12 protein-coding genes are annotated in these 12,110 nt (G+C 61.4%); 9 read left to right on the top strand and 3 right to left on the bottom strand.

Annotation, left to right across the window (positions count from 1 at the left end; genetic code table 11):
* Positions 1 to 15: 15 nt before the first annotated feature.
* From AC0V6T_RS01850 to AC0V6T_RS01835, 4 genes are all read left to right on the top strand, one after another.
* Positions 16 to 516, top strand: a complete 501-nt coding sequence (locus tag AC0V6T_RS01850) for an SspB family protein (protein ID WP_007165124.1) — start codon at positions 16 to 18, stop codon at positions 514 to 516.
* A 70-nt stretch (positions 517 to 586) separates the two neighbouring features.
* Entirely contained in the window at positions 587 to 1,057 is a 471-nt protein-coding gene (locus AC0V6T_RS01845) for a hypothetical protein (protein WP_486123831.1), read from the top strand.
* 48 nt (positions 1,058 to 1,105) lie between these two features.
* Positions 1,106 to 1,750 (top strand): guanylate kinase, encoded by a 645-nt coding sequence (gmk, locus tag AC0V6T_RS01840; protein ID WP_486123829.1) that lies wholly within the window; start codon positions 1,106 to 1,108, stop codon positions 1,748 to 1,750.
* A 185-nt stretch (positions 1,751 to 1,935) separates the two neighbouring features.
* Positions 1,936 to 2,352: a hypothetical protein gene (locus tag AC0V6T_RS01835; protein WP_486123827.1), complete on the top strand. Its 417-nt coding sequence runs from the start codon at positions 1,936 to 1,938 to the stop codon at positions 2,350 to 2,352.
* A 291-nt stretch (positions 2,353 to 2,643) separates the two neighbouring features.
* Here the strand turns inward: AC0V6T_RS01835 and AC0V6T_RS01830 are convergent, their stop codons facing one another.
* From AC0V6T_RS01830 to AC0V6T_RS01820, 3 genes are all read right to left on the bottom strand, one after another.
* Complete coding sequence (locus AC0V6T_RS01830) at positions 2,644 to 3,450, bottom strand: SDR family oxidoreductase (protein ID WP_486123825.1); 807 nt, start codon at positions 3,448 to 3,450, stop codon at positions 2,644 to 2,646.
* Between the two features lie 12 nt (positions 3,451 to 3,462).
* A complete protein-coding gene (locus tag AC0V6T_RS01825; protein WP_486123823.1) occupies positions 3,463 to 4,602 on the bottom strand; it encodes an acyl-CoA dehydrogenase family protein in 1,140 nt (379 codons plus the stop codon).
* Positions 4,603 to 4,717: 115 nt separating this feature from the next.
* Positions 4,718 to 5,911, bottom strand: coding sequence for an acyl-CoA dehydrogenase family protein (locus AC0V6T_RS01820; protein WP_486128464.1), 1,194 nt, complete (start codon positions 5,909 to 5,911; stop codon positions 4,718 to 4,720).
* A gap of 198 nt (positions 5,912 to 6,109) precedes the next feature.
* On the opposite strand from AC0V6T_RS01820, the gene AC0V6T_RS01815 reads away from it, so the two are divergent.
* The 5 genes from AC0V6T_RS01815 to AC0V6T_RS01795 all read left to right on the top strand — a co-directional run bounded on the left by AC0V6T_RS01815 (position 6,110) and on the right by AC0V6T_RS01795 (position 12,101).
* Positions 6,110 to 6,982 carry an SDR family NAD(P)-dependent oxidoreductase gene (locus tag AC0V6T_RS01815; RefSeq protein WP_486123821.1) on the top strand — a complete coding sequence of 291 codons (873 nt, stop codon included), beginning with the start codon at positions 6,110 to 6,112 and terminating at the stop codon, positions 6,980 to 6,982.
* Positions 6,982 to 8,469 (top strand): MFS transporter, encoded by a 1,488-nt coding sequence (locus AC0V6T_RS01810; protein ID WP_486123819.1) that lies wholly within the window; start codon positions 6,982 to 6,984, stop codon positions 8,467 to 8,469. Before AC0V6T_RS01815 ends, AC0V6T_RS01810 begins: the two co-directional genes overlap by 1 nt.
* Positions 8,470 to 8,563: 94 nt before the next feature.
* Positions 8,564 to 9,898 carry an acyl-CoA dehydrogenase family protein gene (locus tag AC0V6T_RS01805; protein WP_486123817.1) on the top strand — a complete coding sequence of 445 codons (1,335 nt, stop codon included), beginning with the start codon at positions 8,564 to 8,566 and terminating at the stop codon, positions 9,896 to 9,898.
* A gap of 44 nt (positions 9,899 to 9,942) precedes the next feature.
* Entirely contained in the window at positions 9,943 to 11,031 is a 1,089-nt protein-coding gene (locus tag AC0V6T_RS01800) for a Zn-dependent alcohol dehydrogenase (protein ID WP_486123815.1), read from the top strand.
* Complete coding sequence (locus tag AC0V6T_RS01795; RefSeq protein WP_486123813.1) at positions 11,031 to 12,101, top strand: phosphotransferase family protein; 1,071 nt, start codon at positions 11,031 to 11,033, stop codon at positions 12,099 to 12,101. Before AC0V6T_RS01800 ends, AC0V6T_RS01795 begins: the two co-directional genes overlap by 1 nt.
* Positions 12,102 to 12,110 lie beyond the last annotated feature (9 nt).

Raw genomic sequence — 12,110 nt, 5'->3', positions numbered from 1 at the left:
ACGCTTTGTATCGTGATGACCGAAGACACACCCGATAGCCTGATCCCGTATGACGAGATCGTTCAGGAGGCGCTGCGCGCCGTGGTTGGGCGTGTGCTCGGAGAGATCGAGCGTGGGGGCAGCGAACTGCCCGGCAACCACCATTTCTACATCACTTTCAAGACCGGGGCGAGCGGCGTTTCGATTCCCGCTCACCTGCGCGAACGCTTCCCGGACGAAATGACCATCGTCCTGCAGAACAAGTTCTGGGACCTCGAAGTGCGCGAGGACGGCTTTACCGTCGGCCTTTCTTTCAACCAGATCCCGGCCAAGCTCGAGATTCCGTTCGCAGCGATCACCGCCTTCGTCGATCCGGCGGTGGATTTCGGCCTGCAGTTTCAGGCATCGGTTTCGGAGCTTGCTCCTGAAGAGCACGAAGACGCTGAAAACGACGCCGAAGTGCTGGTTCAGGGCGATCCCGATGATGGCGGCGATGGCTCGAATGTCGTGACTGTCGATTTCGGGCGCAAGAAATAGCAAAGCATCATCTGTGCTGGTGCATTTACACGCGCTGGAAACCATCTGCGGCTATCCTTGTTGATAAGGTATGAGCGAAAAACGATCCCGCAGAGCGCGTGACTACGCCCGCGACAAGGCCAGCAAACTCAAGGACGAGGCGCTGGACAGGGATAGTGTTGCGCGCGAACTTGTCCGGCCAAGCGCCGATGCAAAGGCCAATTCCCGCATCCCGGTCCCCAGCACCAATCCAGCCACCAACCTCGTCATCGCAGAGATCATCATGCGCGGGGCATCGACCCTGTTTCGCCAGAACGTCGAACGCCAGGTCGCAAAGGCGAGCTACGGCGATGAAGGCAAGGCCCGCGAAGTTCTCGACGGACGTACCATCGTCACCTCGCTCGCCCTTTACGGCGCGAGCAAGCTGGCCACGCGCTCGCCGCTTGGCCTGGGCGTCGTGACCGGCGCGCTGGTTGCGAAGACGCTCTACGACCGGGGCAAGAGCCGCCAGCTGCGCAAACGCCGCGAAGGGGCTGCGAAGCTCACCTCTTCGGAGGAATAGCGGCGAAAGCCCCCTTGATTTGGAGCCGCGATAACGTCAGTGGGCGATATGGGCGACTTCCAAACCATCGACAAACTCGCACGCCGCGGCCTGCTTTTCATCCTGTCCTCGCCATCGGGCGCGGGCAAAACGACGCTTTCGCGCATGCTGCTGGCGAAAGATCCCGAAATCCGACTGTCGATCTCCGCCACCACTCGCCCGCCTCGCCCCGGCGAGGAAGACGGCGTGCACTATCACTTCGTGTCCGATGCCGAATTCGACCGCATGGTCGAGGAGGACGATTTCTACGAGTGGGCGCATGTCTTCGGGCACCGCTACGGCACGCCCAAGGGCCATATCCGCGAAGGCCTCAAGCAAGGACAGGACTACTTGTTCGACATCGACTGGCAGGGCACGCAGCAGCTGAAGCAGAAGGACGACCAGGACGTCGTCACCGTCTTCGTTCTCCCGCCCAGCCTCGATGAACTTCGCCGCCGCCTCGAAGCGCGCGCGCAGGACACAGACGAGGTGATCGACGCCCGCATGGAACGCGCCCGCGCCGAGATCAGCCACTGGGCCGAATACGATTACGTCGTCATCAACGACAGTGTCGAGGAATGCTTCGCGCGGGTATGCGAAGTGCTCGACGCAGAACGCATGCGGCGAACGCGGCAGACCGGGCTGATCCCGTTCGTGCGCGAATTGATGGGGTAGGTGTCGGCGGGACTATTAAAGGCGCAAGCCTCGGGCCGCCGGATCCTGAGCCAATCGGGCGAGCTTAGTTGCAAGCCTGCTTTCGACCCAGTTGCGGACTGAGACATCGTCTACGATTTAATCGCGCCTCTCACGAGGCTCAGGATGGAAGAGAGTAGGCCGTGGATACAAGAATAAGTCCGACAATGAGTGCATGGTTCCTTTTGTTTGTGGCCGCAATGACCATCTCGTGCTCATCGGGCGCGGACACCCTTGCTGCTGAGGACATTGCTTCCAGCATCGAAGTTGGTGAGGATGTCGATCAGGCCGCGCCCTACCAACTTTCACTTTATCCCGGCGCGACTGTAACAATGAGGCTTATGGACGGGTTGGGTATGCAGATCTCGACAGAAGCGAGCCTCAGCGAGCTAGCTTCCTTCCATTCAGGCGATCTTGAACAGAACGGCTACCGGATTTTGGCCGTGACTGAAGGACAGGATCAGGTGAAAATTGAGTCCGTCAAGCTTGATGATCGAACCACAAAGTTGATTATAGCAATCAAGCCAAGCGGTGAGGGTGATAGCCATTTTGTGATGACCTTCATTCAGCTCGTCTCTGACTGATGACCGCTCCCCACCCAATCGCGGCCGTTTTCCTACTCGCGCCCTAGCTGCTAGTCGGCGCAAAGTTCTTTCACATCATCGATGCTCTCATACCGCAGCCCAGACCCCTCCCAGGTCACACTTTGCATGCCCGCACAGTGACGCTTTGCATGCAAAAGGTCACAGATTTGGCGTCAGAGTGACGCTTTTGCGGCCTAAGGTGCCACTATGCCAGCATTTGGCCCTAGACCGTGTAACATGCGGTCCACTTCTTGGGCCAAAGGCTGGGTTAGCGCGCGGTCGCGAGTGGGCTCACTCGCCCGACGGATCGACGAAGTTGCCCGCGCCGACATTGGCGTTCACCACGCCGCCGTCGATCGCGATGGTGGTGCCCACCACGTAGTCGCCTGCACGGCTCAAGAGGTAGATCGCCCCGCCTGCCATATCCTCGGTTACGCCGACGCGCTTTGAGGGGATGCCGCGCTTGACGAGGTCTTCGTTGTCGCGCGCGGCCTTGTTCATCGAGCTTGGGAAAGCGCCGGGGCCGATGCCGTTGACGATGATGTTGTCGTTCACCAGCTCTGCGGCCATGCGGCGGGTGAGGTGGATGAGGCCAGCCTTCGATGCCTGATAGGGATAGGTCGGCCACGGATTGGTCTTCATCCCGTCGATCGAGGCGATCATCAGAACCTTGGCAGGACGCTCAGGCGTTCCGGCAGCCTTGAGCAGGCCATGTAGCTTCTGCGTGAGGAAGAACGGCGTCTTGACGTTCAGGTCCATCGTGCGGTGCCAGCCCGCTTCGCTGAACTCGGTGAAAGGCTCACCCCATGCAGCGCCTGCATTGTTGACGAGCAGGTCGAGCTTGTCTTCGCGGGCCGCGATCTCGTCGGCAAGTTGCTGGATGCCGTCCATCTGCGAAAGATCTGCGACAAGGCCGATGACCTTCTCGCCAAGCTCGGCAGCGGTTTCGTCAACCTGCTCCTTCTTGCGGGCGACGATGTAGACCCGCTCGCAACCTGCAGCGAGCAGGCCTTCGACGATCATCTTGCCGATGCCGCGCGATCCGCCGGTAACGAGAGCGATGCGGCCTTCGAGGCCGAAAAGTGAATTGATGTCCATGTTCTAAACTCCTCAGTACCCGCTCAGCTCGGCAACGCGGCTGGCGTGGAAATAGGCATCGCCCAGGAACTCCTGCAGCGCGCGGTCGCGCTTCATGTAAAGGCCGATGTCGTATTCGTCGGTCATGCCGATGCCGCCATGCATCTGCACGCCTTCCTTGACCGCAAGGCCGGCTGCCTTGGCGACCTTGGCCTTGGCGACCGAGATCATCAGGTCGGCGCGTTCGCTGTCGGCGTCGAGCAATTGCTGCGCCTTGATCGTGGCGGCGCGGGCGATTTCGACTTCGGAATAGAGGTGCGATGCGCGGTGCTGGAGCGCCTGGAACTCGCCGATGACCTTACCGAACTGCTTGCGCTGCTTGAGGTAGTCGACAGTCATGTCCATCGCCCCTTGTGCAACGCCGACACCTTCGGACGCTGCACCCACGCGGCCTGCTTTCAGCATCGCGTTCAGGATCTCGCGCCCGCCATCGACTTCGCCGATGACTGCATCGCCATCGAGCATGGTCCCGTCGAACTTCGTGTGCGTTGCCATCGAGCTGTCGACGAGGCGAACGCTGTCGTGGCTCATGTTTGCCGCATCCTTGGGAACGGCGAAGAGCGTGATGCCATCCTCGTCATCGTCTGCCCCGCTGGTGCGAGCGGCGACGACCAGCATGTCCGCGCTGGCGCCGTGGATCACGAAGCTCTTGGAACCGGTCAGCTTGAAGCCGTTGCCCGATTTCTCGGCGCGGGTGGTGATGCGGTCGGGGCGGTGCTTGGCGGTCTCGTCGATGGCGACGGCAAAAACGCTCTCGCCTTCGATCAGGCCCGGCAAATAACGGCCCTTCATGTCCGAACTGCCGTGACCGAGCGCGGTCGCGGCGAGCACGGACGATGTCAGAAACGGCGAAGGCGTCAGGTTGCGGCCGATCTCTTCAAGCACAATCCCTGCCTCGACATGGCCCATACCAAGACCGCCATCATCTTCGGCCACCAGCATGCCGGTGAAGCCCATTTCGGCCATCTGCTTCCACAGGCCGTGGCCGAAACCGTCCTTGCAATCGCGGTCGCGCCAGTGGCGCAGCTGCTTTGCGATGTTGCCTTCTTCGGCCATGAAGCCGCTGGCGCTGTCGGCCAGCATGGCCTGATCTTCGTTGTGAAAAAGGGGCATTTCGTGAGTCCTTTGAATTTCCGTCATCCCGGACTTGATCCGGGATCCCGCTCACTTTTATCCCGCCGCGAGAAGAAAGCGGGACCCCGGATCAAGTCCGGGGTGACGAAGAAACCTAGCCCCCCGGCAGTTCGAGGATGCGCTTCGAAATCACGTTGAGCATGACTTCGGACGTGCCACCCTCGATCGAGTTCGCCTTTGTGCGAAGCCAGTTGCGCGAGGGCTTGCCGCCGCTCGTCTCTTCGCTTTCCCATTCAAGGCTGCGCGAACCGCCTGCGCTCATCATCAGTTCGTGGCGGCGCTTGTTCAGCTCGGTGCCGACATACTTCATCATGTTGGGCTGGGCCGGGTGGCCCTTGCCCGCTTTCATCTCGTCCATGAACTTCTCAGCCATGGCGGTGAAGGCGAGTGCGTCGACGTCGAACAGGGCAAGCTCGCTGCGCAGGATCGGATCGAGGTCGTCGCCGTTCTTGCCCGCATGGCGCTTCATGGCAGAGCCGATGGCTGCGGTGCGTTCACCGCCGCCCATGCCCGAAATCATCTCGCGCTCGTGGCCGAGGAGGTACTTCGCCACGTCCCAACCGCGACCCACCTCGCCGACATAGCCGGGAACGTCCTCGCCATAGGACTTGGGCACTTTCACGTCATCGAAGAAGGTTTCGCAGAACGGGCTGTTGCCGCTGATCAGCAGGATCGGTTTGGTCGAGACGCCCTCACCCGCCATGTCGAACAACATGAAGGTGATGCCCTTGTACTTGTCGTTCTTGTCGGTGCGAACAAGGCAGAAAATCCAGTCGGCCTGATCGGCGTAGGAGGTCCAGATCTTCTGACCGTTGACGACCCAGTGGTCGCCCTTGTCTTCGCCATAGGTCTGCATCGAGACGAGGTCCGAGCCGCTGCCCGGCTCAGAATAGCCCTGGCACCAGCGGATTTCGCCGCGTGCAATTTCGTTGAGGAAGCGCTTCTTCTGGCCCTCGGTCCCGAATTGCAGAAGCGCCGGGCCGAGCATCCAGATACCGAAGGATGAAAGCGGCGGGCGCGCGCCGATGCGGCTCATTTCCTGACGAAGGATCTTGGCCTCGGGTGCGCTGAGGCCTGCACCGCCATACTCCTTGGGCCAGCTTGGCACGGTGTAGCCCTTGTCGCGGGCGGCTTCGAACCATGCCTTTTGCGCATCGTTCTTGAAGGTTGCATTGCCGCCGCCCCAATAGACGTCATCGTCCTCGCGCACGGGTTGGCGCATTTCTGGGGGGCAATTGGCTTCAAGCCATTCTCGGGTTTCCTGACGGAAGGCTTCCAGATCGGTCACAGTTTGGTCAGCCATTGGAGGCGACTCCTCTCTCTTGTCTCTCGCGGGATAAGTTGACGCTTACGTTATCGTCATTTGTCCATGCGCCGCAAGCACACTTCGCGTGTGCTCGCATGCCGTAACGTCATCCGGATTACGTTGACGCAAGCCTCATTGCGATTAGGTTGCAATTGAGGATGCAAGAGAGGGTAACAATTAATGAGATTCGCCGGAAAAACGGTAGTCATCACGGGCGCGGCATCGGGCATCGGCCTTGCCACTACGCAGCTTTTCGCCCGCGAGGGTGCTACCGTTTTTGCAAGCGATATTGACAGCGTCGGCGGTGAAAAGCTGGCGGCGGAGAGCGAGGGCGATGTCCGCTTCGTCCATTGCGACGTCACCGACCCCGCTTCGATCAAGGCCCTGATGGACAAGGCTGCAAGCGAGACAGGCGGCATCGACACCGTCTTCAACAATGCAGCAGCGGGCGGCGCGCGCCCCGGCATCGACGAGATTGAGCCTGACGAATGGGACATGACGATGGACCTCGTCCTTCGCTCAGTCGCATTCGGCATCCGCTATGCCGTGCCGCACATGAAGGGGCGAAAAGGCGCGAGCATCGTCAATGTCTCCAGCGTCGCAGCAGTCGGTCCGGGCTATTCGCCGACCGCCTATGCCGTTGCGAAAGCGGGCGTTCTTCACCTGACCAAGTGTGCCGCTGCCGATTTGGCCCAGCACGATATCCGCGTGAACGCGATCCAGCCCGGCTTCATCAACACCAACATCTTCACCTCCACGCTCGAAATTCCGGACGAGATGAAGACGATGGCCAACGCTGCCATCGCGCAGCTTTCCTCGAACGCCCAGCCGGTCAAGCGCGGTGGGCAGCCAAGCGACATCGCCGAAGCGGTGGCCTATCTCGCAAGCGAGGCTGCGAGCTTCGTCACCGGCACGTCCCTCATCGTTGACGGCGGGATCACCATCGGCCCGCGCCATTGCTGGGATCCGGAGGAAGAGACGCTGTTCGCCGGGCTCGAAGCGATGGAAGAACAAGCTAAGGCCGCCGCCGCTGCTGATGCGGCAGGCCAGTAATGGCGTTTACGCAAGGCAAGCTTCCCGGTCGTCTCAAGCTGATCCACGGCTTCGGCGCGGTTGCGTTCGGGGTGAAGGATTCCGGTTTCTCGTTCTTCCTGCTGATCTTCTACAATCAGGTGCTCGGCATGGATGCGCGGCTGGTTAGCCTCGCTTTGCTGATTGCGCTTCTGGTTGATGCGGTGATTGACCCGATCATCGGCAACCTTTCCGACCGCACCTACACCCGCTGGGGCAGGCGCTTGCCGTGGCTCTACATCGCGCCCATCCCGCTTGCGGTAGTGTGGGTGATGCTGTGGTCCCCGCCGGGGGGAGAGGCGCCAAGCTTCTATGGCCTCGTCGGCATCGCCATCGCGGTGCGCATTCTGCTGTCGGCGTGCGAGGTGCCCTCGGTCAGCCTCGTGCCTGAAATCACGCAGGATTATGACGAGCGCACCACGCTCTTCCGCTATCGCTTCCTTTCGGGTTGGCTTGGCGGGCTCTTGATGATGGCGCTCGCCTACACAGTGTTCATGCCGGGCGCGGACGGGCTGCTTCAGGAAGAGGGTTACATTTATTTCGGCGCGTTCGGAGCCGGGTTGATGGCGATTTCGGTGATTGGGTCGGCTGCGGGCCAGCACTACCTTGTCGCGCACCTGCCCGAGCATAAGCCGCCGCCCTTTTCATTGAAGGGCGCGTTCGCCGAGATCTTCGATGCGTTCAGTGAGAAAAGCTTCCTGATCTTCGCTGCGGGCGCGCTCGCGGCTTATATCAGCCAGGGGATGACGTTCTCGATCCTCAACTACCTCAACCTGTTCGTCTGGCAGTTGAAAGAAAACGAGCTGATCCTGTTCCCGGCGACACTGTTCCTGTCCGTGGTGCTGATGTTCGTCATCGTCGGCCCGATGCACCGCAAATGGGGCAAGGCCCGCTCGGCCGCAATTGCCGCGCTGGGCGCGCTGCTGATCGGTTTCACGCCTTACGCGCTGCTGCTTGCCGGTCTGTGGTTCGAGCGAGGCACGCCTGCCTCGACCTATGGCTATTTCGCGTTCCTTCTGTTCGGCAACACGCTGGGCGTCGTGATGATGATCTCGGCCACCTCGATGATCGCAGAAATCGTCGAGGCGTTTGAAGAGCGCACCCACCGCCGCGCCGAAGCTGCCTTTTATTCGGGTAACTGGCTGATCCAGAAATGCGCCACCGGAGCAGGCATTTTTCTGACCGGGCAGATTATCGGCCTTGCCCAGCTTTCGACCGACGCCGATCCCGGCTCGGTACCCGGCGCGGTGATCAACGACATGGTGCTCTATTATGGCAGCGCCTCGATCGTGCTCGCACTGCTCGCGGCGTACTGGCTCGGCAGCTTTCCAATCGGGCGCGAAGAACACGAAGCGCGGCTCGAACGCCTCCATCGTCGGCATGCCGGCAAGGATGAAGGCGTGCCGCTGGGAGGCAAGACCATCGGAGATGCCGCGCGCGCCGACCCCGATGCCCATTCGGTGATTTGATCAGCAAAACTTACCCTTGGCGCAGCTTACCGGCTCTGCCACGGTCGATTTCAACAGATTCGGTTTCAGATAAGGACGAGAGAGGAACACCCCCATGGATTTCGAACCCACAGAGCGCCAGGCCTATTGGCGCGACCGCGTGCGCAATTTCATCGAAAAGCACGTGCGCCCGAACATGGACACCTACAAGCAGCAGGATGCCGAGGGCGACCGCTGGAAGGTGATCCAGATCATCGAAGACAAGAAAGCCATCGCCAAGGACGAAGGCATCTGGAACCTGTTCATGCCCCCGCGCAATGACAGTCACCACCATGTTGACGACACCTTCGAATTCGAAGGCCCCGGCCTCACCAACCTTGAATACGCGCTGTGCGCAGAGGAAATGGGCCGCATCGGCTGGGCATCGGAAGTCTTCAATTGCTCCGCTCCCGACACCGGCAACATGGAAGTGTTCCACCGCTACGGCACGCGCGAACAGAAGGAAGAGTGGCTTCGCCCGCTGATGAACGGCGAAATCCGTTCGGCCTTCCTGATGACGGAACCCTACACGGCATCTTCGGACGCGACGAACATCGAAACCCGGATCGAACGCGACGGCGACGAATACGTCATCAACGGTCGCAAGTGGTGGTCGTCAGGGCTCGGCGATCCGCGCTGCAAGGTCGCGATTGTCATGGGCAAGACCGACTTCGAAGCCAAGCGTCACGCGCAGCAATCGATGGTCCTCATGCCGATCGACACGCCCGGTGTGAACGTGATCCGACACCTGCCCGTCTTCGGCTATGACGATGCGCCGCACGGTCACATGGAAGTCGAAATGAAGGACGTGCGCGTCCCTGTCTCAAACATGCTTCTTGGCGAAGGGCGCGGTTTCGAGATCGCACAGGGGCGCCTCGGCCCGGGCCGTATTCACCACTGCATGCGCACCATCGGCGTTGCCGAAGAAGCGCTCGCCAAGATGTGCCGCCGTCTGCAGGAGCGTGAGGCGTTCGGTAAGCCGATCTACAAGCACTCGGTCTGGGAAGAGCGCATTGCGCGTGCCCGCATCGACATCGACATGACGCGCCTCCTGTGCCTCAAGGCCGCAGACATGATGGACAAGGTCGGCAACAAGTCGGCCAAGCAGGAAATCGCCATGATCAAGGTGCAGGCCCCGAACATGGCCCTCAAGATCATCGACGATGCGATCCAGGCCCATGGCGGCGGCGGCGTGTCCGAGGATTATGGCCTCGCGAGTGCCTACGCTCACCAGCGCACGCTTCGCCTTGCCGATGGTCCCGACGAGGTCCACGCACGCTCGATCGCGCGCATGGAAATCGGCAAGCACGCACCGCAGGAAGGCCCGACCGCCAACGCTCTGCGCGAAGGTGGCGGCGCTGCGAACGATGCAGGCGCGTTCAGCTCGGGCGACATGGGCGTCGCTCGCTAAGCTACACTTAAAGGCCCGCAAGGGCGCGAGAGGGGAAGCCAAAGATGGCAAAAGCAGCAATCCTGGAGCAACCGGGAGAGGGGCTAGTGATCGGCGAGGTCGAATATTCCGACCCCGCCCCTCACGAAGTCCTGATCGACACCAAGGCGTGTGGCCTGTGCCACTCCGACCTACACTTCATCGACGGTGCCTATCCGCATGCCCTGCCCTGCGTGCCGGGCCACGAAGCCGCTGGCGTCGTGCGCGCGGTGGGCAGTGAAGTGCGAACGGTGAAGCCGGGCGATCACGTCGTCTCGTGCCTTTCCGCCTTTTGCGGAACCTGCGAGTTCTGCGTGACGGGCCGCATGGCGCTGTGCCTTGGCGGGGCGACCCGCCGGGGCAAGGGCGATGCGCCGCGCATGACCCGCGCGGATGGTTCACCGGTTGCCCAGATGCTCAACCTCTCGGCCCTGTCCGAGCAGATGCTGATCCACGAAAACGCCTGCGTCGCGATTGACAAGGACATGCCGCTGGACCGCGCTGCCGTAATCGGATGTGCGGTCACGACGGGCGCAGGCACGATCTTCAACGCCTGCAAGGTAACGCCGGGTGAAACCGTGCTTGTGGTCGGCTGCGGGGGCGTGGGACTTGCCACGATCAACGCAGCCAGGATCGCTGGCGCAGGCAAGGTCATCGCGGCCGATCCGCTTCCCGAAAAGCGCGAACTCGCAAAGGTTCTGGGCGCGACGCACACGGTCGATGCCCTTGCCGAGGATGCGGCAAAGCAGATCCTCGAAATCTCGGGCGGCGGCGTCCACTGGGGGATCGAGGCTGTGGGTCGTCAGGCCTCGGCAGACCTCGCGGTTGCCTCGCTGCGGCGCGGCGGGACGGCGGTGATCCTCGGTATGATGCCGCTCGACTGCAAGGTCGGGCTGGGCGCGATGGACCTGCTTGGCGGCAAAAAGCTGATGGGCGCGATCATGGGCATGAACCACTTCCCGGTCGACCTCCCGCGCCTTGTCGATTTCTATATGCGCGGGCTGCTCGACCTCGACACGATTATTGCAGAGCGCATCGGGCTCGAGGATGTGAATGCCGGATTCGACAAAATGCGCGAAGGGAGCCACGCACGCAGCGTGGTCATGTTCGACTGATGGACATTGATTTTGATAAGGAAATGGTCGGCACGGTCGAGGTGGAAGAGCGCGACAAGCTCGACCTCGACAGCCTGACCGCGTGGTTCAAGGCCAATGTCGAAGGCTTTGCCGGGCCGATCAGCTACACCAAGTTCAAAGGCGGGCAGTCGAACCCGACCTACAAGATCGAGACGCCGGAAACCAATTACGTCCTGCGCCGCCAGCCCTTCGGCAAGCTGCTGCCGTCAGCGCACGCGGTGGACCGCGAATATGCGGCGATGACGGGCCTCCACCCGACCGGCTTTCCGGTGCCCAAGACCTATGGCCTTTGCGAAGACACCGAAGTTATCGGCTCCAAGTTTTTCGTGATGAGCATGGCCGATGGGCGTTCGCTCTGGAATGGCGCGCTGCCGGGGATGGAGCCGGAGGAACGCCGCGCCCATTACCACGCGCTGATCGACACGATGGCCGATCTGCATCTCAACAAGCCTGCCGAAATCGGGCTTGGCGATTATGGCAAGCCAACCGATTATTGCGCGCGCCAGATCTCGCGCTGGTCGAAGCAGTACAAGCTCTCCGAAACCGAGCACATGCCTCAGATGGAGCGTCTGATCGAGTGGCTGCCCGAGACGATTCCGCCGCAGCACGAAAGCTCTGTCGTCCACGGCGACTACCGGCTCGACAACGTGATCTTTCACAAGACCGAGCCGCGCATCATCGCGGTGCTCGATTGGGAGCTGTCGACGCTAGGCGATCCGATTGCGGATTTTAGCTACCTGATGCTCAACTGGTTCCAGCCTGCAGACGGGCGCGCGGGGCTGCTTGGGCTTGATCTGGGCGATCTCGGCATTCCCACGGTCGAAGAAGCGGTCGAACGCTACGTGGCGCGCACCGGCTATCCCGTGCCGCCGATGGACTGGTATTTTGCCTACAACCTGTTCCGGCTTGCGGGCATCATGCAGGGCATCAAGAAGCGCGTGATCGACGGCACGGCATCCTCCGCCCACGCCAAGTCGATGAGCGAACGTGTCGCGCCATTGGTCGAGCGCGCCTACATGTTTGCGCGCGATGCCGGGATGCCTGAATAGAGCCGGTGG

Source organism: Erythrobacter sp. S158, from assembly GCF_057364915.1.
Note: the sequence above shows the minus strand (reverse complement) of the source record. Positions and strands in the feature narration are given on the sequence as shown.

Excerpts from the sequence above, each read along its gene's own strand:
- AC0V6T_RS01795 (WP_486123813.1), top strand. The coding sequence starts at position 11,031 with ATGGACATTGATTTTGATAAGGAAATGGTCGGCACGGTCGAGGTGGAA.
- AC0V6T_RS01810 (WP_486123819.1), top strand. The coding sequence starts at position 6,982 with ATGGCGTTTACGCAAGGCAAGCTTCCCGGTCGTCTCAAGCTGATCCAC.
- gmk (WP_486123829.1), top strand. The coding sequence starts at position 1,106 with ATGGGCGACTTCCAAACCATCGACAAACTCGCACGCCGCGGCCTGCTT.
- AC0V6T_RS01845 (WP_486123831.1), top strand. The coding sequence starts at position 587 with ATGAGCGAAAAACGATCCCGCAGAGCGCGTGACTACGCCCGCGACAAG.
- AC0V6T_RS01805 (WP_486123817.1), top strand. The coding sequence starts at position 8,564 with ATGGATTTCGAACCCACAGAGCGCCAGGCCTATTGGCGCGACCGCGTG.
- AC0V6T_RS01825 (WP_486123823.1), bottom strand. The coding sequence starts at position 4,602 with ATGCCCCTTTTTCACAACGAAGATCAGGCCATGCTGGCCGACAGCGCC.
- AC0V6T_RS01830 (WP_486123825.1), bottom strand. The coding sequence starts at position 3,450 with ATGGACATCAATTCACTTTTCGGCCTCGAAGGCCGCATCGCTCTCGTT.
- AC0V6T_RS01850 (WP_007165124.1), top strand. The coding sequence starts at position 16 with ATGACCGAAGACACACCCGATAGCCTGATCCCGTATGACGAGATCGTT.
- AC0V6T_RS01815 (WP_486123821.1), top strand. The coding sequence starts at position 6,110 with ATGAGATTCGCCGGAAAAACGGTAGTCATCACGGGCGCGGCATCGGGC.
- AC0V6T_RS01835 (WP_486123827.1), top strand. The coding sequence starts at position 1,936 with ATGAGTGCATGGTTCCTTTTGTTTGTGGCCGCAATGACCATCTCGTGC.
- AC0V6T_RS01800 (WP_486123815.1), top strand. The coding sequence starts at position 9,943 with ATGGCAAAAGCAGCAATCCTGGAGCAACCGGGAGAGGGGCTAGTGATC.